This window comes from Paraburkholderia sp. J76 (assembly GCF_905220295.1).
In the GTDB taxonomy this organism is placed as follows: Bacteria; Pseudomonadota; Gammaproteobacteria; order Burkholderiales; family Burkholderiaceae; genus Paraburkholderia.
The window spans coordinates 133,185-154,652 of sequence record NZ_CAJMZJ010000008.1 but is presented as its reverse complement, the minus strand read 5'-3'; the positions used below and the strand labels follow the sequence as shown (position 1 = coordinate 154,652).

The 21,468-nt window shown below is 64.3% G+C and carries 20 protein-coding genes; 6 read left to right on the top strand and 14 right to left on the bottom strand.

All coding sequences use genetic code 11. The features are described 5' to 3' along the window. Positions 1-626: 626 nt before the first annotated feature. The 7 genes from U5768_RS17275 to U5768_RS17245 form a co-directional block, all read right to left on the bottom strand. Positions 627-1,598, bottom strand: coding sequence for a branched-chain amino acid ABC transporter permease (locus tag U5768_RS17275; RefSeq protein ID WP_322031774.1), 972 nt, complete (start codon positions 1,596-1,598; stop codon positions 627-629). Next, the gene (locus U5768_RS17270) at positions 1,598-2,482 is read right to left on the bottom strand and encodes a branched-chain amino acid ABC transporter permease (protein ID WP_322031612.1); all 885 of its coding nucleotides are present in this window, start codon (positions 2,480-2,482) and stop codon (positions 1,598-1,600) included. The genes U5768_RS17275 and U5768_RS17270 overlap by 1 nt, the downstream gene beginning before the upstream one ends. Positions 2,483-2,610: 128 nt before the next feature. After that, positions 2,611-3,828 carry an ABC transporter substrate-binding protein gene (locus tag U5768_RS17265; RefSeq protein ID WP_322031611.1) on the bottom strand — a complete coding sequence of 406 codons (1,218 nt, stop codon included), beginning with the start codon at positions 3,826-3,828 and terminating at the stop codon, positions 2,611-2,613. Between the two features lie 109 nt (positions 3,829-3,937). Continuing rightward, entirely contained in the window at positions 3,938-4,708 is a 771-nt protein-coding gene (locus tag U5768_RS17260) for an ABC transporter ATP-binding protein (protein ID WP_322031610.1), read from the bottom strand. Further along, positions 4,705-5,484 (bottom strand): ABC transporter ATP-binding protein, encoded by a 780-nt coding sequence (locus U5768_RS17255; protein WP_322031609.1) that lies wholly within the window; start codon positions 5,482-5,484, stop codon positions 4,705-4,707. Before U5768_RS17255 ends, U5768_RS17260 begins: the two co-directional genes overlap by 4 nt. Positions 5,485-5,853: 369 nt before the next feature. After that, positions 5,854-7,572, bottom strand: a complete 1,719-nt coding sequence (locus U5768_RS17250) for a GMC family oxidoreductase (protein ID WP_322031608.1) — start codon at positions 7,570-7,572, stop codon at positions 5,854-5,856. Positions 7,573-7,668: 96 nt separating this feature from the next. After that, positions 7,669-9,192, bottom strand: coding sequence for a CoA-acylating methylmalonate-semialdehyde dehydrogenase (locus U5768_RS17245; protein WP_322031607.1), 1,524 nt, complete (start codon positions 9,190-9,192; stop codon positions 7,669-7,671). Between the two features lie 112 nt (positions 9,193-9,304). Here U5768_RS17245 and U5768_RS17240 point away from each other — a divergent pair, with 112 nt between their 5' ends. After that, positions 9,305-10,192: a LysR family transcriptional regulator gene (locus U5768_RS17240; protein ID WP_322031606.1), complete on the top strand. Its 888-nt coding sequence runs from the start codon at positions 9,305-9,307 to the stop codon at positions 10,190-10,192. 224 nt (positions 10,193-10,416) lie between these two features. Continuing rightward, positions 10,417-10,941 (top strand): class IV adenylate cyclase, encoded by a 525-nt coding sequence (locus U5768_RS17235; RefSeq protein ID WP_322031605.1) that lies wholly within the window; start codon positions 10,417-10,419, stop codon positions 10,939-10,941. A 39-nt stretch (positions 10,942-10,980) separates the two neighbouring features. Here U5768_RS17235 and U5768_RS17230 read toward each other — a convergent pair whose 3' ends face one another. Continuing rightward, positions 10,981-11,472: an Lrp/AsnC family transcriptional regulator gene (locus U5768_RS17230; protein WP_028203286.1), complete on the bottom strand. Its 492-nt coding sequence runs from the start codon at positions 11,470-11,472 to the stop codon at positions 10,981-10,983. A gap of 141 nt (positions 11,473-11,613) precedes the next feature. Between U5768_RS17230 and phhA the strand changes: the two genes are divergently transcribed. Then, positions 11,614-12,507, top strand: a complete 894-nt coding sequence (gene phhA, locus U5768_RS17225; protein ID WP_322031604.1) for a phenylalanine 4-monooxygenase — start codon at positions 11,614-11,616, stop codon at positions 12,505-12,507. A gap of 171 nt (positions 12,508-12,678) precedes the next feature. Then, the gene (locus tag U5768_RS17220; RefSeq protein ID WP_322031603.1) at positions 12,679-13,038 is read left to right on the top strand and encodes a 4a-hydroxytetrahydrobiopterin dehydratase; all 360 of its coding nucleotides are present in this window, start codon (positions 12,679-12,681) and stop codon (positions 13,036-13,038) included. 67 nt (positions 13,039-13,105) lie between these two features. On the opposite strand, the gene U5768_RS17215 is transcribed toward U5768_RS17220, so the two are convergent. Continuing rightward, positions 13,106-13,336: a DUF3717 domain-containing protein gene (locus U5768_RS17215; protein ID WP_028203283.1), complete on the bottom strand. Its 231-nt coding sequence runs from the start codon at positions 13,334-13,336 to the stop codon at positions 13,106-13,108. 106 nt (positions 13,337-13,442) lie between these two features. Between U5768_RS17215 and U5768_RS17210 the strand changes: the two genes are divergently transcribed. After that, a complete protein-coding gene (locus U5768_RS17210; RefSeq protein WP_027815974.1) occupies positions 13,443-14,129 on the top strand; it encodes a response regulator transcription factor in 687 nt (228 codons plus the stop codon). Between the two features lie 194 nt (positions 14,130-14,323). Then, on the top strand, positions 14,324-15,892 hold the full coding sequence (locus U5768_RS17205; protein WP_322031602.1) for a sensor histidine kinase: 1,569 nt from the start codon (positions 14,324-14,326) through the stop codon (positions 15,890-15,892). A gap of 71 nt (positions 15,893-15,963) precedes the next feature. Here U5768_RS17205 and U5768_RS17200 read toward each other — a convergent pair whose 3' ends face one another. From U5768_RS17200 to U5768_RS17180, 5 genes are all read right to left on the bottom strand, one after another. Next, complete coding sequence (locus U5768_RS17200; RefSeq protein WP_322031601.1) at positions 15,964-16,470, bottom strand: SET domain-containing protein; 507 nt, start codon at positions 16,468-16,470, stop codon at positions 15,964-15,966. A 173-nt stretch (positions 16,471-16,643) separates the two neighbouring features. Then, the gene (locus tag U5768_RS17195; protein WP_322031600.1) at positions 16,644-17,756 is read right to left on the bottom strand and encodes an NADH:flavin oxidoreductase/NADH oxidase; all 1,113 of its coding nucleotides are present in this window, start codon (positions 17,754-17,756) and stop codon (positions 16,644-16,646) included. Positions 17,757-17,862: 106 nt separating this feature from the next. After that, positions 17,863-18,591: a glutamine amidotransferase gene (locus U5768_RS17190; RefSeq protein WP_322031599.1), complete on the bottom strand. Its 729-nt coding sequence runs from the start codon at positions 18,589-18,591 to the stop codon at positions 17,863-17,865. Between the two features lie 312 nt (positions 18,592-18,903). Further along, positions 18,904-19,542, bottom strand: coding sequence for a MarR family winged helix-turn-helix transcriptional regulator (locus tag U5768_RS17185; protein ID WP_322031598.1), 639 nt, complete (start codon positions 19,540-19,542; stop codon positions 18,904-18,906). Positions 19,543-20,338: 796 nt separating this feature from the next. Further along, positions 20,339-21,454, bottom strand: a complete 1,116-nt coding sequence (locus U5768_RS17180) for a YbdK family carboxylate-amine ligase (RefSeq protein WP_322031597.1) — start codon at positions 21,452-21,454, stop codon at positions 20,339-20,341. Positions 21,455-21,468 lie beyond the last annotated feature (14 nt).

Below are 21,468 nucleotides of genomic sequence, written 5' to 3'. Positions count from 1 at the left end.
ACAGGCAAAGCCGATGATCGGCTGCGGGAAATCGACGCAAAAATGCTGACCGCATGGTCGGTGACTGGCGAGTGTAGCGGTCTGCGTATTCGGATGGCAAGCGCTTTCCATCCGCTTACAGAGGGGCTATTAACGCGCTCGCTTCGCGTAATGCGCAAACGCTTATGCAGCGGCCGAAAGCAGGTTGCACGCGCCGATATGCGTAATTGGAAAGGGGTAATTCGCGCGTATGAAAGTGCGCAAAGCAGGCGTGCGGGAGCGGAGAAAAGATAATCGCCGCGACGCTGAAAGAAGGCGCGTAGAAATATAAAAAGCGCTGTTGGACTCTCATCCAACAGCGCTTCCTTGTCCGGGCACTTGGTGCCTCAGTTGTCTCCTCGTTCTCCACCTGCAAATTCGGTGCATCAGAACTAGGTGCAACTTTAAACTTCACCCCCCCTGGCAGCAACTAGCATTTACCCTAGTGGTGCAGTGCGGCACCGAAATGGGGCGCGGCGCCACGGGTTTGTCGCACGGCGGGGCGCGCCGGCATGCCGCAGCGCGGCACGTTTGGCTCGTTTTACCGGTCCGGGGTAGATGGGCACTCATTCTATCGCAGCCCAGACGCGCCCTGTCACGCCAGATCGTCACGCGCGCAACGGCCGCACGCGCGCCACGATCTCGCCCACAATGCCACGCCGGAACGCCAGCACGCAGGCAATGAAGATGATGCCCGTGACGATCGTTGTGGACTCACCTAGTGAGCGGAACCAGTCCACGCCGGTTCCTCGCGCGAGCACCGTGCCGATGTCGCCCAGCCGGTCCTCCAGCGCCACGATCAGCGTCGCGCCGAGCAGCGGCCCGAACAGCGTGCCCATGCCGCCCACGAGCGTCATGAGGATCACGAGGCCGGACATGGTCCAGTAAGCGTCGCCGAGCGTTTCGAAGCCGAGCACGAGCACCTTGAGCGCACCGGCCAGACCCGCGAGCCCGGCAGACAACACGAACGCGAGCAGCTTGAAACGGTCGGTGTCGTAGCCGAGCGATATCGCGCGCGGCTCGTTCTCCTTGATCGCGACGAGCACCTGCCCGAACGGCGAATGCACGGTGCGTACGATCAGCCCGAACGCGAGCACCATCACCACGAGCACGACGTAATAGAGCGTGAGGTCGGAATCGAGCGCAAGCACGCCGAACAGCTTGCCGCGCGGCACGCCTTGCAGCCCGTCTTCGCCATGCGTGAACGGCGACTGCAGGAACACGAAGTAGACCATCTGCGCGAGCGCGAGCGTGACCATCGCGAAGTAGATGCCTTGCCGCCGGATCGCGAAGATTCCCACCACGAGACCGAGGAGCGTGGCCACCGCCGTGCCCGCGAGCACGCCCAGCTCGGGCGTGAAATTGAGCGACTGGATTGCGTAGCCGGCGGTGTAGCCCGCGCTTGCGAGAAACATCGCGTGGCCGAACGAAAGCAGGCCCGTGTAGCCGATCAGCAGATTGAACGCTGCCGCGAATAGCGCGAAGCACAGCACCTTCATCACGAAGAGCGGATACGCGCCCGCGAACGGCGCGACGATCAACCCGATCAGCAACAAACCATAGAGCGCTTTTCTTTGCATCATCGTTCCTTGCCAAAGAGGCCAGCGGGGCGAATCAGCAGCACGATCGCCATGATGACGAACACCACCGTCGCGGAGGCTTCGGGCCAGAACACCCGCGTGAAGCCCTCGATCACGCCGAGCATGAGGCCCGTGACGATCGAGCCCATGATCGAGCCCATGCCGCCGATCACGACCACGGCGAATACCGTGATGATCATCGACTGCCCCATGAGCGGCGACACCTGGATCACGGGCGCGGCGAGCACGCCGGCGAATGCCGCGAGCGCAACGCCGAAGCCGTAGGTGAGCGTGATCATGAGCGGCACGTTGATGCCGAACGCCTCGACCATCTTGGGATTTTCCGTGCCCGCGCGCAGATAGGCGCCCAGACGCGTTTTCTCGATCACGAACCAGGTCGCGAAACACACGGCGAGCGACGCCACCACCACCCACGCGCGATAGTTCGGCAGATACATGAAGCCGAGATTGGTTGCGCCCGCAAGCAGATCGGGCACGTCATAAGGCTGCCCCGACGAGCCGTAGATCGAGCGGAACACGCCCTCCACCACGAGCGTGAGCCCAAAAGTGAGCAGGAGTCCGTACAGATGATCGAGCCGGTAGAGCCAGCGCAGCATCGTGCGCTCGATCACGACGCCGAACGCACCGACCACGAGCGGAGCGACGACGAGCATCACCCAGTACGGCAGATTGAAGTAGGCGAGCCCCATCCACGTGAGCATCGCGCCCAGCATGAACAACGCGCCGTGGGCGAAGTTGATCACGTTGAGCATGCCGAAGATCACCGCGAGGCCAAGGCTCAGGATCGCGTAGAACGAGCCGTTCACGAGCCCAAGCAGCAACTGGCTCAGCATTGCCGGAAGCGGAATGCCAAAAATCATCATGAAAGCCGCCCTTTCGAGGCATTAACGCATTAACGGATTACGCAATCGCGCCGCGCCCGGCGCACGAACCTCGGGCGCCGGGCGCGGCATACGACTGCGGCGCGACTGCGGTATTTACGCCCTCGCGCTTACTTCCACAGCGCGCACTTGCTCTCCTGCTTCGTCGTATAGGCCTGCTCGCCCGGAATCGTCTGCACGACCTTGTAGTAGTCCCACGGCTTCTTCGACTCGGACGGCTTCTTCACCTCGACGAGATACATGTCGTGAATCAGCACGCCGTCCTGGCGGATATAGCCGCCCTTGGTGTAGAAGTCGTTGATCTTTGTCTTCTTCAGTTGCTCCATGACCTTGTCGGAATCCGTCGTGCCGGCCGCCTTCACCGCGTTCAGATACGTCGTCACCGCCGAATAGTCGGCCGCCTGCAGTTCGGACGGCATCTTCTTCGTCTGGTCGTAGTAGCGCTGCGCCCACTTGCGCGTGTCGTCGTTCTGGTCCCAGTACCAGCCGGTCGTCAGCACGAGGCCTTGCGTGGTGTCGAGCCCGAGGCTGTGCACGTCGGGCAGGAACATCAGCAGCGCCGCCGTCTTCATCGTCTTGTTGATGCCGAATTCCTTCGCGGCCTTGATCGCGTTGACCGTGTCGCCGCCCGCGTTCGCGAGGCCGAGAATCTGCGCCTTCGACGACTGCGCCTGCAACAGAAACGACGAGAAGTCCGACGCCGAAAGCGGATGGCGCACCTCGCCCAGCACCTGGCCGCCGTTCGCCTTCACGACGTCCGCGGTGTTCTTCTCCAGCGACTTGCCGAACGCGTAGTCGGCCGTGAGGAAGAACCACGTCTTGCCGCCCTGCTTGAGCACGGCGAGGCCCGTGCCCTTCGCGAGCGCCACGGTGTCGTAGCCGTAGTGAACCGTGTATGGCGTGCACTGCTCGTTCGTCAGCGCGTCCGTGCCCGCGCCCGTGTTGAAGTACACCTTCTTCTTTTCTTGCGCGACCTGGTTCATCGCCAGCGCCGTGGCCGAGTTCGTGCCGCCAAGCAGCATGGTGAGCCCGTCACGGTCGAACCATTCGCGCGCCTTCGATGCGGCGATGTCGGCCTTGTTCTGGTGATCCGCGTACTCGATCTGGATCGGCTTGCCGAGCACCTTGCCGCCGAAGTCGGCGACGGCCATCTTGATCGCCGTGAGGCCGCCCTGGCCGTCGTCGTCGGCATAGAGGCCGGACATGTCGGTGATGAAGCCGATCTTCACCGCGTCGTCGGCGGCCTGCGCGCTTCCCGCGCTGAACGCCATCGCGGCTGCCGAGGCGGCAAACAGGCCCGCGAGCCGCGCGAACGTGGTTTTTTTCATTGCAGTCTCCTTCCTTGGTTGCGTAGTTATTCAGGAATACTCCATGAACACTGGAGGCAAAACGATTCGCGCGGCGAGCGTGTCACGTCGCGCAAACCCATACCGAAAATTAAACGCCCAGCAGGTCGTGCAGCACCGGCATCTTTCCTTCGAGTTCGGCCGTGCCGAAGTGCTCGACAATGCGCCCGTGCTCCATCACGTAAAAGCGGTCCGCGAGCGGCGCCGCGAAGCGGAAGTTCTGCTCGACCATGACGATCGTGTAGCCGCGCGCCTTCAGGGTGAGGATCATGCGGGCGAGCGTCTGCACGATCACCGGCGCGAGACCTTCGGAAATCTCGTCGAGCAGCAGCAGATTGGCGCCCGTGCGCAGAATGCGCGCCACGGCCAGCATCTGCTGTTCGCCGCCGGAAAGCCGCGTGCCCTGGCTGTGGCGACGCTCCGCGAGATTGGGAAACATCGCGTAGATCTCGTCGATCGACATGCCCTCGGCCAGCTTTGCCCCTTTCGTGCCGACATGCGGCGGCAGAAGCAGGTTTTCTTCGCACGAAAGGCTCGAAAAAATGCCGCGCTCCTCGGGGCAATAGCCCACGCCGCAGTGCGCGATGCGATAAGTGGGCATCTGGATCGTCTCGCGCCCGCCAATGCGGATCGAGCCCGTGCGCCGTCCAGTGAGGCCCATGATGGCGCGCAAGGTGGTGGTGCGCCCCGCGCCGTTGCGCCCGAGCAGCGTCACGACTTCGCCGCGCCCAACCGATAGATCCACGCCGTGCAGAATGTGCGATTCGCCATACCACGCCTGCAGCCCCGCGATTTCCAGCGCCTGCGCGCTTTCGGCCGCGCCCGCGGCGACGGCGGTCTCGCGTTCGGTGACCGTGTTCATGCGTGCGCCCCCGTGAGCGCCGCGTCAGCGCTGCCCATATAGGCCTCGGCGACGAGCGGGTTCTTCGAGACTTCCGCGTAGCTGCCTTCCGCGAGCACCTCGCCGCGCTGGAGCACCGTGATGGTGTCGGAGATTCCCGCAATCACGTTCATGTTGTGCTCGACCATGAGGATCGTGCGGCCGCTCGAAACCTTCTTGATGAGCGCCGTCACGCGGTCGACGTCTTCGTGGCCCATGCCCTGAGTCGGTTCGTCGAGCAGCATCAGTTCGGGCTCCATGGCGAGCGTCGTGGCGATTTCCAGCGCGCGCTTGCGGCCATAGGCGAGTTCGACCGTGGGCACGTCGGCGAAATCGGTGAGGCCCACCTGCGTGAGCAGGTCCATCGCGCGGTCGTTGAGTTCCGCGAGCGTGCGTTCGCTCTTCCAGAAGTGGTAGGCGGTGCCGAGCGAGCGCTGCAGGCCCACGCGCACGTTCTGGAGCGCCGTGAGGTGCGGAAACACGGCCGAAATCTGGAACGAGCGGATGATGCCGCGCCGCGCGATCTGCGCGGGCCGCTCATGCGTGATGTCGATGCCGTTGAAGACGATGCGCCCCGCGCTGGGCACGAGGAATTTGGTGAGGAGATTGAAGCAGGTGGTCTTGCCCGCGCCATTCGGTCCGATCAACGCATGGATCGAGCTGCGGCACACGCGCAGATTCACGCCGTTCACGGCTGTGAAGCCCTTGAACTGTTTCGTGAGGTCGCGCGTTTCCAGAATCGTGTCGCCGAGAATCATGTCCCCTTCCGAGCGTGGTAAGGCGTAACACTGCAGACCGTCCGTGACTTGTGGTGCACGGGTTGGTCCGGCGCGGACGTGGCGGCGCGCCTCCCGATGCGCGCAACGCGCGCCTGCCGACTTTCGCGTCATTGTCTCGCCATTGATGCAGCGCAATCATTGGGATTTGCACTTAAGGGCGCATCACAAGAACGGCGAACATTCAAATCGACAGTTGACGACCATTCGACAAAAGTTGCGCGCAGTTACGCACCAAATTGACGCAAAAAGACCTCTGACAGACAGGGGCGAACGTGCCAGCGGAAGCGCTTCCGCGTGCATCCCGCATCCGCGTGAAAGCGGCGCTTTCTTGCGCGCCGCTCCATACCCTCAAGCGGTCGTCAGCGTGGCACCGGCGGCGGCCTCCGTTTGCGCGCGCGCGCCCTCGCGGCGCTCGGCGCGCAGCATCTCAGCGGCGCGCTCCGCGATCATGAGCGTCGGCGAATTCGTGTTGCCCGAGGTAATGGTCGGCATGACCGACGCATCCACCACGCGCAGGCCTTCCACGCCGCGCACGCGCAAGCGCGCGTCGACCACGGCGTCGGGATCGTCGGCGCGGCCCATGCGGCACGTGCCGACCGGATGGAAGATCGTCGTGCCGACGTTGCCCGCCGCCTCGCGCAGTTCTTCCTCGGACTGGAACGCGAGCCCCGGCAGAATTTCGTGCGGCTCGTAACGCGCGAGCGCCGCGGAAGCCGCGATACGCCGCGTCAGCCGTATCGAGTTGGCTGCCACGCGCAAGTCGTGATCGGTCGAAAGATAATTGGGCGCGATCGCGGGCGCCTGCGACGGGTCCGCCGATACCGCGTGGATGCTGCCGCGCGAGGTGGGCCGCAGGTTGCACACGGAGGCCGTGAACGCGTTGAAGCGATGCAGCGGCTCGCCGAAGCGGTCGAGCGACAGCGGCTGCACGTGATACTGAAGGTCGGGCCGCGTGAGCGCGGGGTCGCTCGGGTCCGATTTCGCGAACGCGCCGAGTTGCGAGGGCGCCATCGACATGGGCCCGCTCTGGAAAAACGCGTACTCCATGCCGATCATCAGCTTGCCCCACCAGCGCGCGGAGGCCGTGTTGAGCGTGCGCACGCCGTTCACGCGAAACGCCATGCGCAACTGCAGATGATCCTGAAGATTCTCGCCCACGCCGCGCAGATCCTGCACGACGCCAACGCCGAGCCGCGCGAGCCGATCTGCGTCGCCGATGCCGGAAAGTTCGAGCAGTTGCGGCGAATTCACCGCGCCCGCGCTCAGGATGACTTCGCAACGCGCGCGCGCCACGTAATCCACGTCGCCGCGATACTCCACGCCCACGCAGCGCTTGCCTTCGAAAATCACGCGCTGCGTGAGCGCGCCCGTGACGACCGTGAGATTGGGCCGCTTCATCGCCGCGCGCAAGAATGCTTTCGACGCGTTCCAGCGCACGCCGCGCTTCTGGTTCACCTCGAAATAGCCCACGCCGCTGTTGTCGCCGCGATTGAAGTCGTCGGTCGCGGCGATGCCCTGTTCCTGCGCCGCGTGCGCGAACGATTCGAGAATCTGCCACTTCAAACGCTGCTTTTCCACACGCCAAGGGCCGCCCGCGCCGTGGAATTCGTTCGCGCCGCCGTGATGGTCTTCGCTGCGGCGAAACACGGGCAGCACGCTGTCCCACGACCAGGCCGAGTCGCCGGTTTCACGCGCCCAGTTGTCGTAGTCTTCGCGCTGGCCGCGCATATAGATCATGCCGTTGATCGACGACGAGCCGCCCAGCACACGCCCGCGCGGATACGCGAGCGCGCGTCCGTTGAGGCCCTTTTCGGCGGCGGTTTTATAGAGCCAGTCCGTGCGCGGATTGCCGATGCAATACAGGTAGCCGACGGGAATGTGGATCCAGTGATAGTCGTCCGTGCCGCCCGCCTCGATGAGCAGGACGGATACATCCGCGTCTTCGGTCAAGCGACTGGCGAGCACGCAGCCCGCGGTGCCCGCGCCGACGATCACGTAGTCGAATTCGCCTTCGAGGCGGCGCGAGGACGCGCCGCGTGCGCCTTGAGCTTCACTCGTTGCAGGCATGATGTATGTCTCCAGCCATGATTGCCGCGCCGGACGGATTCGAATGCTTCGTCGAATGCTTCGTTATGCTTGATAAACCGTCCGGCTCCCGCACAACTACTTCGCCACCGGCATCGTGAACTCCGCGCCCTTGGCGATGCTGTCGGGCCAGCGCTGCATGATGCTCTTGTAACGCGTGTAGAAGCGCACGCCTTCCTCGCCATAAGCATGGTGGTCGCCGAACAGCGAGCGCTTCCAGCCGCCGAACGAATGCCACGCCATGGGCACCGGGATCGGCACGTTGATGCCCACCATCCCCACCTTGATCTGGCGCGAGAACGCGCGCGCGACGCCGCCGTCCGAGGTGTAGCACGATACGCCGTTGGCGAATTCGTGCGCGTTGATCAACTCGACGGCGCTCGCGAAATCGGGCACGCGCACAACGCAGAGCACCGGCCCGAAGATCTCTTCCTTGTAGATCGTCATGCCGGCGTTCACGTCGTCGAACAGCGTGCCGCCCATGAAGAAGCCGTCCGCATGGCCGTCCACCTCGTGGCCGCGCCCGTCCACCACGAGCTTCGCGCCCGCCGCCACGCCTGCCTCGATATAGCCCTGCACCTTCGCGCGATGCGCGCCCGTGACGAGCGGCCCCATTTCCGAGGCGCCGTCCATGCCGCTGCCGATCTGCAGCGCCTTCACGCGCGGCGTGAGCCGCTCGACGAGTTCGTCGGCGATATGGCCCACGGCCACCGCGACCGAAATCGCCATGCAACGCTCGCCGGCCGAGCCATAGGCCGCGCCGATCAGCGCGTCGACGGCCTGGTCGAGATCGGCATCGGGCATCACGACGAGGTGATTCTTCGCGCCGCCCAGCGCCTGCACGCGCTTGCCGCGTTTCGTGCCTTCGGTGTAGATGTATTCCGCGATCGGCGTCGAGCCGACGAACGACAGCGCCGTGACCTCGGGATGCGCGAGCAGCGCGTCCACGGCCACCTTGTCGCCGTGCACGACGTTGAACACGCCGTCGGGCAGACCCGCTTGCTTGAGCAGTTCGGCGAGGCGCACGGAAGCCGAGGGATCGCGCTCCGAAGGCTTGAGCACGAAGGTGTTGCCGCACGCGAGCGCGATGGGGAACATCCAGCACGGCACCATCATCGGGAAGTTGAACGGCGTGATGCCCGCCACGACGCCCAGCGGCTGGCGCAGATTCCAGTTGTCGATGCCGCCGCCGATCTGGTCGGTGAAATCCGTCTTCAGCAGACTGGGAATGCCGCACGCGAATTCGACCACCTCGATGCCGCGCATCACCTCGCCCTTGGCGTCCGAAAACACCTTGCCGTGTTCGCGCGTGATCAGTTCGGCCAGTTCGTCGTGATGCTGGTCGAGCAGATCCTTGAACTTGAAGAGAATGCGTGCGCGCTTGATGGGCGCCATCTCCGCCCACTCGGGAAACGCGGCCTGCGCGGCGGCAACGGCGGCGTCGACTTCGGCCACCGTGGCGAGCGGCACGCGCGCGCTCAGCTTGCCGAACGCCGGATTGAAGACGTCGCCATAACGGTCGCTCGTGCCGGCCAGCGGCTTGCCGTTGACGAAGTGCGTGAGCGTGCGTACGCCCGCATCGCTCTGATGTGTCTCGCCCATGTGCGTGCCTCTTCTGTCGTGAAGCCTCAATCCGGTTAGCGTAATCGGGAGGCCGGGGCGCGATCCAATGATTAATGCTCAACAGCCATATAAGGCGGTTTAATATCAGGATATGGACCTGACCTTGCTCCGAGCGTTTGTCACGGTCGCGCGCGAGGGCAACCTCACGCGCGCGGCCACGCATCTGCATCTCACGCAGCCGGCCGTGAGCCTGCAGATCAAGCATTTGCAGGAGACGCTCGGCGTCTCGCTCTTCACGCGCACCTCGCACGGCCTTGCGCTCACGCGCGACGGCCAGGCGCTGCTGCCGCACGCGGAACGCGCGCTCGCCGCCGCCGGCGACGTGCAGCGCGCGGCGGCGGCGCTGCGGCACGAGGTGCGTGGGCGTCTGCGCATCGGCACCATTCTCGATCCCGCGTTCCTGCGCCTCGGCGGCTTTCTGCGTCAGCTCGTCGAGACCTGGCCGCAGATCGAAACGGCGCTGCGCCACGGCATGTCGGGCTGGGTGCTCGATCAGGTGCGCTCGCGCGAACTCGACGTGGGCTACTACATCGGCCAGCCCGCGCCCGATCCCGACACCTTCCACGCCATCACGCTCACGCGCTTTCAGTACCGCGTGCTCGCGCCCGCAGGCTGGAAGGATCGCGTGAAGGACGCGCGCGACTGGCGCGCGCTCGCCGCGCTGCCGTGGATCTGGACGCCGCCCGCATCGGCGCATAACCGCCTGCTCACCACGCTGTTCGAGGCCGCGCAGGCGAAGCCCATCAAGGTGGCGGAAGTGGACCAGGAGCCGTCGATGCTCGATCTCGTGAAGTCGGGCGTGGGCCTCACGCTCGCCCGCGACTCCACGGCGCTCGCCGAAGCGCACGCGCACGGGCTCACCATCGTCGAAGGCGTGACGGTGCCCACGGAACTCACCTTCATCACGCTCGCCGCGCGGCGCGACGAGCCCGCCATCGCGGCCGCGCTCAAGTCGATCGAAACGCAGTGGGCGATATGAGCGGCGCTCATGAAGCGGGGCGTGCGCCGTTCAGGTCTGACGTAAGCGCCGAGCGGGTCGCGTAACAGCGCTGTCACACGAGTTTTGATAGATTGGGAATTCGTTCCGCGTTTTCGGCACGCATATCCACGGCGCGTGCGATCAGCGCGGCGCGTTGCCAGCCTCTCCCAACGTTCAGGCTTTTCCCCTTGTTTCCCGTTCCCTTCGCACGACAGGAGCCTTGCATGGCCCGCAACATCGAAATCAAAGCTCGCGCCCGCCAATTCGACGCCCTGCGCGAGCGCGCTTCCCAGCTCGCCACCGACGCGCCGCTGATCTTTCGCCAGCAGGACTTCTTCTACGACGTACCGCGCGGCCGCCTGAAGCTGCGCCAGTTCGACGACGGCACGCCGCCCGAACTGATCTTCTACCAGCGCGACGACCGCGACGGCCCGAAGGCGTCGTATTACACGCGCAGCCCCGTCACCAACGCCGAGGCCATGCACTCGCTGCTCGCCACAGCGCTCACCACGCGCGGCATCGTCTCGAAGGAGCGGCATGTGTATCTGGCAGGCCGCACGCGCATCCATCTGGACCGCGTGGACGGCCTGGGCGATTTCGTCGAACTGGAAGTGGTGCTCGGCCCCGAGGACGACGAGCAAGGGGGCGAGGCCGAAGCGCACGCGGTGTTCGCGAAGCTCGGCGTGGACGAAAGCGATCTGGTCGCGGTGGCTTACGTGGATCTGCTCAACAAGGCCAGCGCGGCCTGACAGCTTCGGCAACAAGCTGGGCAGCAAGCGGGCCCGCGCTCATGCAGCGGGCGCGCCCGGCTCCAGATGCCCGAGCGGCAGCGGCCCATTGCGCTTGAACGTGGTCAGCACGATGTTCGAGCGCACGCTGTCCACGCCGGGCACGCGCATGAGCTTCTTCATGACGAAAGTCGAAAGCGCATTGAGATCGGGCGCGACGATGCGCAGTAAATAATCGGCGTCTCCCACCACCGCATGGCATTCGAGCACTTCGGGCAGCACGTCGATCTGCTGCTGGAACTGCTCGATGATCGAATCCCCGTGGTGCTTGAGCTTGAGGCTCGTGAACGCGGTCACGCCCAGCCCGAGCTTTTCGGGCCGCAGCACCACGCGATAGCCGTCGATCACGCCCGAGGCCTCGAGGCGCTGCAGGCGCCTGCCGATCTGCGAGGGAGAGAGCGGCACCTGTTCGCCGAGTTGCTGGTGCGTGGCGCGGCCAAAGCGCTGGAGCACGTCGAGAAGCGCCAGATCGAAGTGGTCGAGTTCGAGCATGAATGGAATCCGCGTTAATTGGATAATTGACGCTCGATTATTGCATATTGAACGCGAATCTCGTTTAGTACGCGCGCATGCCGCGTGTCGAACGCTCTACACTTGCGTAACAGCAAGCCTTTTTAGTGGAGCGTTACGAACATGGCCGCCGCCACCGCCAAACTACAGGAGCAGTTCGACGCGGGTCTCACCACCCGCGCCGATTTCACCATTGACCAGCCGCTCGAGCGCTACGGCGTGGCCGATCACGCCGTATGGAACCAGCTCTACCAGCGCCAGCGCGCGCTGCTCGAAGGCCGCGCCTGCGAGGCGTTCCTCGAAGGCGCCACGCGCATCGGCCTGAACGTCTCCCACGTTCCCTCCTTCGCGCAGGTGAGCGAGCGCCTGATGGCGGCAACCGGATGGCGCATCGTCGCCGTGCCCGGCCTCGTGCCCGATCGCATTTTCTTCGAACACCTTGCGAACCGGCGCTTTCCGGTCACCTGGTGGATGCGCCGCCCCGATCAGCTCGACTATCTGCAGGAACCCGACTGTTTCCACGACCTGTTCGGCCATGTGCCGCTCCTCACCGACCCCACTTTCGCCGATGCGATCCACGCCTATGGCCGCGCCGCGCTCGCGGTCGAAGCGAACGCGCTGCCGCTGCTCGCGCGGCTCTACTGGTACACGGTGGAATTCGGTTTGATGCGCGACGCAAGCGCGCCCAACGGCGTGAAGATCTATGGCGCGGGCATCGTGTCGAGCAAGGGCGAAACGCTCTACAGCGTGGAAAGCGCAGCGCCGAACCGGCTGGCGTTCGACCTCGACCGCGTGCTGCGTACACGCTATCGCATCGACACGTTCCAGAAGACCTACTTCGTGATCGATTCGTTCGCACAGCTTTTCGATGCGCTGGGCGCTGGCATTGCGTCGCGTCTCGCAGACCCCGCGGCCATCGTCGCAACGCAGCCTCACGCAGCGGGCGACGTGCTGCACAGCGACACGATCATCACGCGGGGCACCCGCGAAGGCTGGCTCGACGACGGAGATGTCTGAACCAGAGCCGGTCGGGGTAGACCCGGTCGGGTAGACCGGGCCGGGCGGCGTGGCACATAGACGCAACCGGCCGCAAAATGAACGCAACGCGGGGCGCAATCGCGCTTTGCGCCGCAGCACGCGCACATTCCTTGACCGGCGCGCTCGCACACGCGTCCCAGAAGTGAAAAAATGGCTGATCGGCTAACGGCACACGCCAGGCCCCAAGCTCACACAGGTGCAACGATGATCAACCGACTCACATCCGAAGAGCGCGCATCCCAACTCGCCGACCTGCGCGGTTGGCAAGCCGTCGCCGGCCGCGACGCAATCCAGCGCCACTTTCGCTTCGCCGACTTCAATGAGGCATTCGGCTTCATGACGCGCGTGGCCATCAAGGCCCAGGAAATGAACCATCACCCGGAGTGGTTCAACGTGTACAACCGCGTGGAAATCACGCTTTCCACCCACGAAGCCGACGGCCTCACCTCGCGCGACATCGAACTGGCGCGTTTCATCGACTCGATTGCTCCGGGACCGCTTAGCGCGTAAGTAACTTAGGAGCGGTAGGAGCGCAGCGCCGTGAAAGCATAATGCAGGTTGTCAGGCCTTCAAACCTTCAGCTTTGAAGGCTATTCTTGATGGATACGTAAGACTCCCAGGCAGCGCGGGCAATCGGGTCCAAACGTTCCGGCGATATGGCGTTCTGACGCTGTACAATCAGCAGCGCATAAGGCTTGGAGAGCGCACTCGCCTCCTGGCACAACGCGAGTTCATCGCCAATCGAAGGCGAGCGGTTGCGCCAGAAGTTGATGGCGGCTTCGAGTTCGGTGATCGAAATATCGGACATGTGGATCGTGATCGCGCAACCGTCGGAGTGTGCCGTCATGTCAGCAAGCGACGCTTCGCGAACTGCGTGCCTGAACGCTAAAACCCATTGTACTTGAGCGAATCCCATGCGACTCCTTCTGATCGAAGACGACCGCCCTATCGCACGCGGCATCCAGTCCAGCCTCGAACAAGCCGGCTTCACGGTCGACATGGTCCACGACGGCATTTTCGCCGAACAGGCTCTCACGCAAAATCGCCATGAGCTGGTGATTCTCGATCTCGGGCTGCCCGGCATCGACGGCATGACGCTGCTTTCGCGCTTTCGTCAGAGCAACCGGCACACGCCCGTCATCGTGCTCACCGCGCGCGACGAATTGAACGATCGCGTCCAGGGCCTGAATTCGGGCGCCGACGACTACATGCTCAAGCCGTTCGAACCGGCCGAACTCGAAGCGCGCATTCGCGCCGTGATGCGCCGCAGCGGCCCGCACGGCGACGTGCCGCGCCCCGAAGTGTCGCTGGGCGGCGTGCGCCTGTCGGGCGTCGATCGCCGCATCTTCAACGACGACAAGCCGCTCGAACTCTCGCCGCGCGAATTCGCCGTGCTCGAAATGCTGCTGCTGCGTCATGGCCGCGTGGTGAGCAAGGCGCAACTGCAGGACCACCTCACGCATTTCGGCGGCGACCTCGGCGACACCGCGATCGAAGTCTACGTGCACCGCGTGCGCAAAAAGCTCGAAAACTGCCGCGTCGAGATCGTCACGGTGCGCGGCTTCGGCTATCTGCTGCAGGAAATCCGCCAGGCGGCCTGATCCGCCCCATTTCTTGAAAGCCAGCGGCGGCGGATCATTCCGCCGCCGTCAGCGCTTTGGCGCCCGTTTTCCGTACCCGCTTTCGGGGCCTCACCGGCGCTTCAGCCGCCACGCCCGCGGCCCGCGTACAATGGATCGGTCCCGTGCCGCGCATGCCGCCGCACCCACGATCCCTCATTCGCCCCGAAGCCATCATGTCCTCACCGGCCGCAACGAGTCTGCGGCGCACGCTGCTACGGCGCCTCGCCGCCCCGCTTTCGCTGCTCGCGCTGATGAGCGGCCTGATTGCCTATTGGCTCGCCTGGCAGTACACGCAGCACGTGGTCGACCGCTCGCTCGCCGACCTCGCCACCGCCATTTCCCGGCAAATCCAGATCGCCGGCGACGATGCCGCCAATACCGTCCCGCCGCTCGCGCAGGCGATGTTCTCCGACCCCGTCGAGCACCTCATCTATCGCATCAGCAACGGCGAAACGGAAATCGCGGGCGACCACGACCTGCCTCTACAGGGCACCAACGTGCGCCGCATGCACTACGCGTACGTGTTCGAGACGATCTACAAGGGCGTAACCGTGCGCGTCGCCCAGGTGCGCGTGCCGCAGACGCACGGCAATCCGATCGTCGTGGAAGTCGGTCAACCTGTGCATCATCGCTTTCGCATCGCGGCCGAATTTCTTGTCGCGATCATGATGCCGTTGCTGCTCCTGCTGCTCGCCGGCTGGGTCATCGTGTGGCGCGTCGTCAACCAGCAGCTCAATCCGCTCACCGCGCTCGCCGACTCGCTCAATCGCCAGACGCACACGTCGCTCGAACCCGTGGACGAGACCTACGTGCCTGTAGAGATCCGTCCGCTGACTGGCGCGCTCAACGCGCTGCTCGGCCGCCTGAAGACCGCGCTCGACGCGCAGCGCAAGTTCATCGCCGACGCGGCGCACCAGCTACGCACGCCGCTCACCGCGGTGAAGCTGCACGCCGAGCAGGCCGTGAACGCGCGCGAGCCGCAAAAGGTCAACGACGCCGTGCGCGAGTTGCGGGCGGCCGCCGATCGCGCAGTGCGTCTGTCGAATCAGTTGCTTTCGCTCGCGCGTGCGGAGCCGGGTGAACAGGCCGCGCGTTTCGTCGATATCGACATGGCCGCGCTCGCCTTCGAAACGGGCGCCGAGTGGGTGCCGCGTGCGCTGGCCAATCATGTGGACCTTGGTTTCCAGCGCCTCGACGACCCCGAAAACGACACGCCGTTGATGGTGCGCGGCAACCCCGTGCTGCTGCACGAGGTCATCGCGAACCTGCTCGACAATGCGCTCAAGTATTTGCCGCACGCGCGGCTCGAAGGCGGCCGGATCACGGTGACTGTTTCGCAGTCCTGCGCTGACGGCATGCAGATGGCCGAGATCGTCGTTGAGGACAACGGCAGCGGCGTGCCCGCCTCACAGCAAGCCGATCTCTTCAAGCGCTTCTTCCGCGGCGACGCCCAGAGCGAGAACGGCGTGGACAGCGGCGCCGGCCTTGGCCTCGCGATCGTTCACGACATCATGGCGCTGCATCGTGGCAGCGTGCATTACGAAGATGCGCCGGAAGGCGGTGCGCGCTTCATCGTGCGCGTGCCGCTCGCGAACCTGCGCGCGCCCGTGCGCGAGGACGCCAATGACAAGCGCGACAGCAAGGAAGGCAGCGCCGCCGAAACCAACCCGGTCGTGGCGATCGAGTCCGACGAAGCGGCGCGCGAGAAGAAACCCAGCCATCAGGCGAGCATCGATCTCTGACGCTGCATACGACACGAAAACGACAAGGGCCGCTCATCATGCGGCCCTTGTGCTTGTGCGAGGCGTGTTGCTTACTTCTTCTTTTTGCCCTTGCCCTTCGCCGCTTTTGCGCCCTTCGCGGGCTTGCCATCGTCGGGCGGCGCGAGCATCGTGCCGCGGCACTTGCGGGCGCCGCAACGGCATTCGTATTCGCGCTTGAGCTTCTTGGTCTGCTTCGCGTCGATCACGAGGCCGTAGTCGTAGAAAAGCTCCTCGCCCGTGGCGATATCGCGCAGCGCGTGAATGTAGACGTGTCCTTCGATTTCCTCGGCTTCGCAGTTCGGCGCGCACGAGTGATTGATCCAGCGCGCGCTGTTGCCTTTGACCTTGCCGTCGATCACGTCGCCGTCGTCGAGCGCGAAGTAAAACGTGTGATTCGGTTCGTCGGGATTATGCGGATGACGCCGCAGCGCTTCCTTCCAGGAAATGCGCTCGCCCTTGTATTCGATCAGTCGCTCGCCGGTCGCAATGGGGACCGCCGCAAACACGCCCTTGCCGTGCACGCCCGACTGGCGCACGACGATCCTGCGTTCACTCATTGAATGAATCCTTTGAAGTACTGGGGGATGCTCGTCGCGGTCCGTACGCAAACGCGGCGCCGATGGGGCGCCGCGCTCATGCGACGCCCGGCGCGCCACAGACGGCATCGTACACGCTCGCGCCTCTTTCCTTCAACCCAAATGCGCCGTGAGAAAGCGCCGTGCGCAACGCGTCAGCGCTGGCCGAGCGTCGTCTCGCCGAACAGCTTCTTCAACTCGCGCGGCTGCGAGCGCCAGTATTGCGGCGGCGCGCTCACGCTCGCGCCGAGTTGCGCCGCGGCGTGCCACGGCCAGCGCGGATCGTAGAGCATGGCGCGCGCCATCGCGATCATGTCGGCTTCGCCGTCCTCGACGATCTGGTTGGCCTGCAAGGCGTCGGTGATGAGTCCCACCGCAATCGTCGTCATGCCGGTTTCGGCCTTCACCTTGCGCGCGAACGGCACTTGATAGCCGGGCTCGAGCGGAATCTTTTGCAGCGGCGACACGCCGCCCGAAGATACGTCGATCCAGTCCGCGCCGCGTGCCTTGAGCGCCTGCGCGAAGACGACCGTGTCTTCGGGCGTCCAGCCTCCTTCGACCCAATCCGTTGCCGAAACGCGTACGCCAATCGGGCGATCGGCGGGAAACTCGGCGCGCACGGCATCGAACACTTCTAGCGGAAACCGCATGCGGTTCTCGCGCGAGCCGCCATACTCGTCGCTGCGCTGGTTCGCGATCGGCGAGAGAAACTGGTGCAGCAAATAGCCGTGCGCCGCGTGTATTTCGAGGGCGTCGATGCCAAGACGCGCGGCGCGCCGCGCGGTCGCGACGAACGCATCGCGCACGCGATTCAGACCCGCGACGTCGAGCGCGAGCGGCGACGCCTCGCCCTCCTTGTGCGCGAGCGCCGAAGGCGCGTGCGGCAGCCATCCGCCGTCGGCGACCGAAATCAGTTGGCCGCCTTCCCAGGGCACATGGCTCGACGCCTTGCGCCCCGCGTGCGAAATCTGCATGGCGACGCGGATCGGCGAATGACGGCGGATCGCAGCGAGCACCGGTTCGAGCGCCGCTTCGGTCGCGTCGTCCCACAGGCCGAGATCGCCCGGCGTGATGCGGCCGTCGGGTTCGACGGCCGTCGCTTCGATGCACAGCATCGCCGCGCCCGAAAGCGCCAGGTGGCCGAGGTGGATCATGTGCCAGTCGGTGGCTTCGCCGCGCTCGGCAGAGTACTGGCACATCGGGGAAACGACGATGCGATTGGCGAGCGTCACGCCACGCAGTTCGAGCGGAGTGAAGAGCTTGCTCATGGGAAGTCCACGGACGGTTGGCAGAAGCGTCCGAGAATAGCACGCGCTTTTTTCACGCGCTGGAGCGGGAACAGCACGCTGACACGCGCGCCGTAGCAGCCGCGCTTCAGGGCTGGCGCGCGGCCATCAACGCATCGACTACGTCGAGCCATTCGCCGAACATGCGGCTCGCTTGCGCTTCGAGCGTCGGTCCGTGGCGCGCCGTGTCGGCGCGCAGCGCGTTCACGTCCACGCCCGCAGTGGCGATTTCGGCGGCATGACCGATCAGCCAGGGCTCGAAGCGGTCGGCGCGCACTTCCGGATGACATTGCAGGCCGAGCACGTGCTCGCCCCACGAAAACGCCTGGTTAGCGCACAGGGGCGTGGATGCGAGACGCGTCGCGCCCTGCGGCAGATCAAAGGTATCGCCATGCCAATGCAGCATGGAGGTTGCCGCGCCGTCGATGTGTTGCAGCGGCGAGGCTCGGCCCGCGTCGGTGAGCGTGAGCGGCGTCCAGCCGATTTCGGGCTGGGGTCCCGCATAGACGCGCGCACCGAGCACGCGCGCGATGAGCTGCGCGCCGAGGCAAATACCGAGCGTGGGCAGACCCGCTGCGATGCGCTTTTCTATCATCGCGGCGAGCGGAACGAGAGTGGGATAGCGTGCGTCGTCGCACGCGTTGATCGGGCCGCCGAGCACGACCATGAGCGACGCCGACAACGGATTGAGCGCACCGACCCGCGCGAAGCCGACATCGACGTAGCGCACGGGGCGGCCACGGTCGCCGAGCACGCGCTCGAAGCTGCCGAGGTCCTCGAAATAGACATGGCGCACAGCCAATACTTCGCGATTCATCGGCTAGTTCCCGGGTCGGCTGTGGACGGCGTGCACGTTACCGTTGTTAGTACGGCGCGGGCGAACGTTTGCGCCTACCGGTCGTGACAGAAACTTGTGGCAAATAGTGAGGCAAATGAGTGTGACAAATGCGGCGGCGAATGAGTCTGGCAAATACTTGCGAGAACTACACAAATTGCCGCGCACACGTCTAACGTACGCCGCGCCTGCACGCAATCGACATCGCAATGCTTTGCATTACTGCGCATTACACGCATGGCGCGCAGTTGTCGGCGCGCGCCGCCCGCGTTGGAGCGGCGCGCAGCTTCAGCCTTAAACCGCGAAGATCTTCCAGTTTTTCTTCTGGGTCGTCACGTCGGCCTGTGCGTAGACCGAGCAGTCGAGACGCAGATCCGTGTCAGCCATGTCGATGTTCAACAACTGGCAGTGATGCGGCGTCTTCTTCGGGTTCTTGCTCGGCTCGAAATGCGAGCACGTCAGGCACATGCGGTGTTGCGGGCTGGTTTCCTGCGATTCGAGCAGATAAACCGTCTTGAGCAGCGTGCGATAAAGCGTGGACTGCTCGTCCGCCTTCAGCGTGCCGACCGCCTTCGAAAGGAAGTCGGGCCACTGCGACGCCTTCTTCGCTGCCGTACGGCCGCGCGAACTAAGACGCACCGCGAGTGCGCGGCCGTCGTCGAGCGCGCGGCGCTTTTCGACGAGCCCCTTGGTTTCGAGCGTGCTCACCGCGTCGCTGGTGGTTGCGGCCGTGAGGGCCGTTTCACGCGCGATCTCGCCGAGACGCATCGGCCCCTTGCGCTGCATCAGCAGCACGAGAATTTCGCCCTGGGTAGGCGTGAGTCCTGCCCCTTCGGCCCAGTCCCACGCCTGGCTCCGCATAGCCGTGCTAAGTCGCAGCAGGCTATGGGTCACCCGCCCGGCTGCCTGCTCTCCGTATACGCCTTCGCTCATAGTCTTTCGCTGGTTATTGGCAGCTTGCGCTGCATCGTCAGCCGCCGCTTTGACCGACGGCCTGTGGGAACGCTGGCGCCCGGTTGTCCCGAACGCCGCACCATCTAAAAATTTCTGCTTCGCGTACGCCATGGTATGCGTTGCATCTTCATTTTTATTGCCGCAGGCGCCGAAAACATCCTTCAAGACCCGACGCCGGTGCAACAAACCGACATTCTATGCGAGAGCGGCAAATCGCACAGCTAACTTATCCAGCGTGAATTGTGGATAACCCGTTGATAAGCACGCTATCTCACTGTGAACAATTTGCGGACCCCTCGCCGCCTTCGCCCCGTGGCCCCTGCAGGTTATCGCGGATTTCCGTCTTGAACGCAACTGGAATCTGCACGATTGTAGCTAACCAATCATTACGTAGTCCGTTGAGTTTGCAGGGAAATCGAAGGTTACGCACAGCGGGCGCGGCCATATGTGCATGAATATGGCCCATGTCGGGACCCAGGTCAAAAAAATAAGAACCCCCAGGTAGTTTTGCGCCGGCAAAAAAAATTTCGTCTGCCTCGAAAAAAGTGGTGCGCCGAACCAACGCGGCCCGCTTTCGGCCCGCTCCCGGCCCGCTTCCAGCCTGTTTCTGGCGCGCTTTTGCGGTGCTACCCGCCCGCTTTGCTGCCTCCGGAAAACAAAAAGGGCAGCCCGAAAGCTGCCCTTACGTCCTGTTTTGCCGAGGCCGGGCGCTTCTCCACCCGGAAAAAATCGGTCAGGGGTCCTTTGTGTCGGCCGGCTCCTCGTTTGATTTCCGTCAGGCGCGCCAGCGCAGGCACTGTTGCCGCACGGCTTCGTGCAGCGATTTTTCCTCGGCCACCACGCTGCGCAACCAGGTGGCGTCGTTGTTCTGCGCGCGCGCGATCGTGCCGATTTCGGTGAGCGCGCGCGTCGAACCGAGCGCTTCGCCGTGCGGCGCGATCCGGTCCAGCGTTTCGAGAATGTCTTCGGAAATCGTGCGTCGCTCGCCCGTTTGCGGGTTCACGCAGGTGCCGGCCAGACCGAAGCGGCACGCCTGGAAGCGGTTGAACGTGTACACGAGGTAGTCGTCCTCGAGCGGCGCGATCGGTCGATCGGTCAGCAGATGGCGCGCGAGCGTCTGGATGTAGCAGGCGATAGCAGCGGCGCGCTCCACCGAAAGCGGCGTGTCCATCACGCGTACCTCGATCGTGCCGAAGCCGGGCTTCGGGCGGATGTCCCAGTAGAAGTCTTTCATGCTGTTGACAACGCCCGTGTGCACCATCTTCGAGAAGTACTCCTTGAATTCTTCCCAGCTCAGCACGAACGGCGCGCGGCCAGACAACGGAAACGCGAACACGGAATTCAGTCGTGCCGAATGAAATCCGGTGTCCACGCCCTGCACATAGGGCGATGACGCCGAGAGCGCGATGAAATGCGGGATGAAGCGCGAAAGGGAGTGCAGCAGAAAGAGCGCGCTGTCCGCGTCCGGGCAGCCGATATGCACGTGCTGGCCGAATACCGTGAATTGCTTCGCAAGGTAACCGTACAGCTCGGAAAGATACTGGAAGCGCGGCGTATCGACGATGCGCCGGTCGCTCCATTGCTGGAACGCGTGCGTGCCGCCGCCGCACAGGCCGACGTTGAGACGATCGGCCGCGGCGACCAGCACGTCGCGAATCTTGCGCAGATCGGTCACGGCCTGCTCGTGATTCGTGCAGATGCCGGTGGAGAGTTCGATCATGCTTTCGGTGATTTCGGGCGTGATGTTGCCCGGAATCTCCTGATCTTTGACAAGGCGCATCAGGTCGCTGCCCGCCTTGGTCAGATCGTAGTCATGCGTGTTGACGATCTGCATTTCGAGTTCGATGCCGAACGTGAACGGCTTCGAATTGACAAATGTTTCGAGTGACATGGCGTTTCCTATCA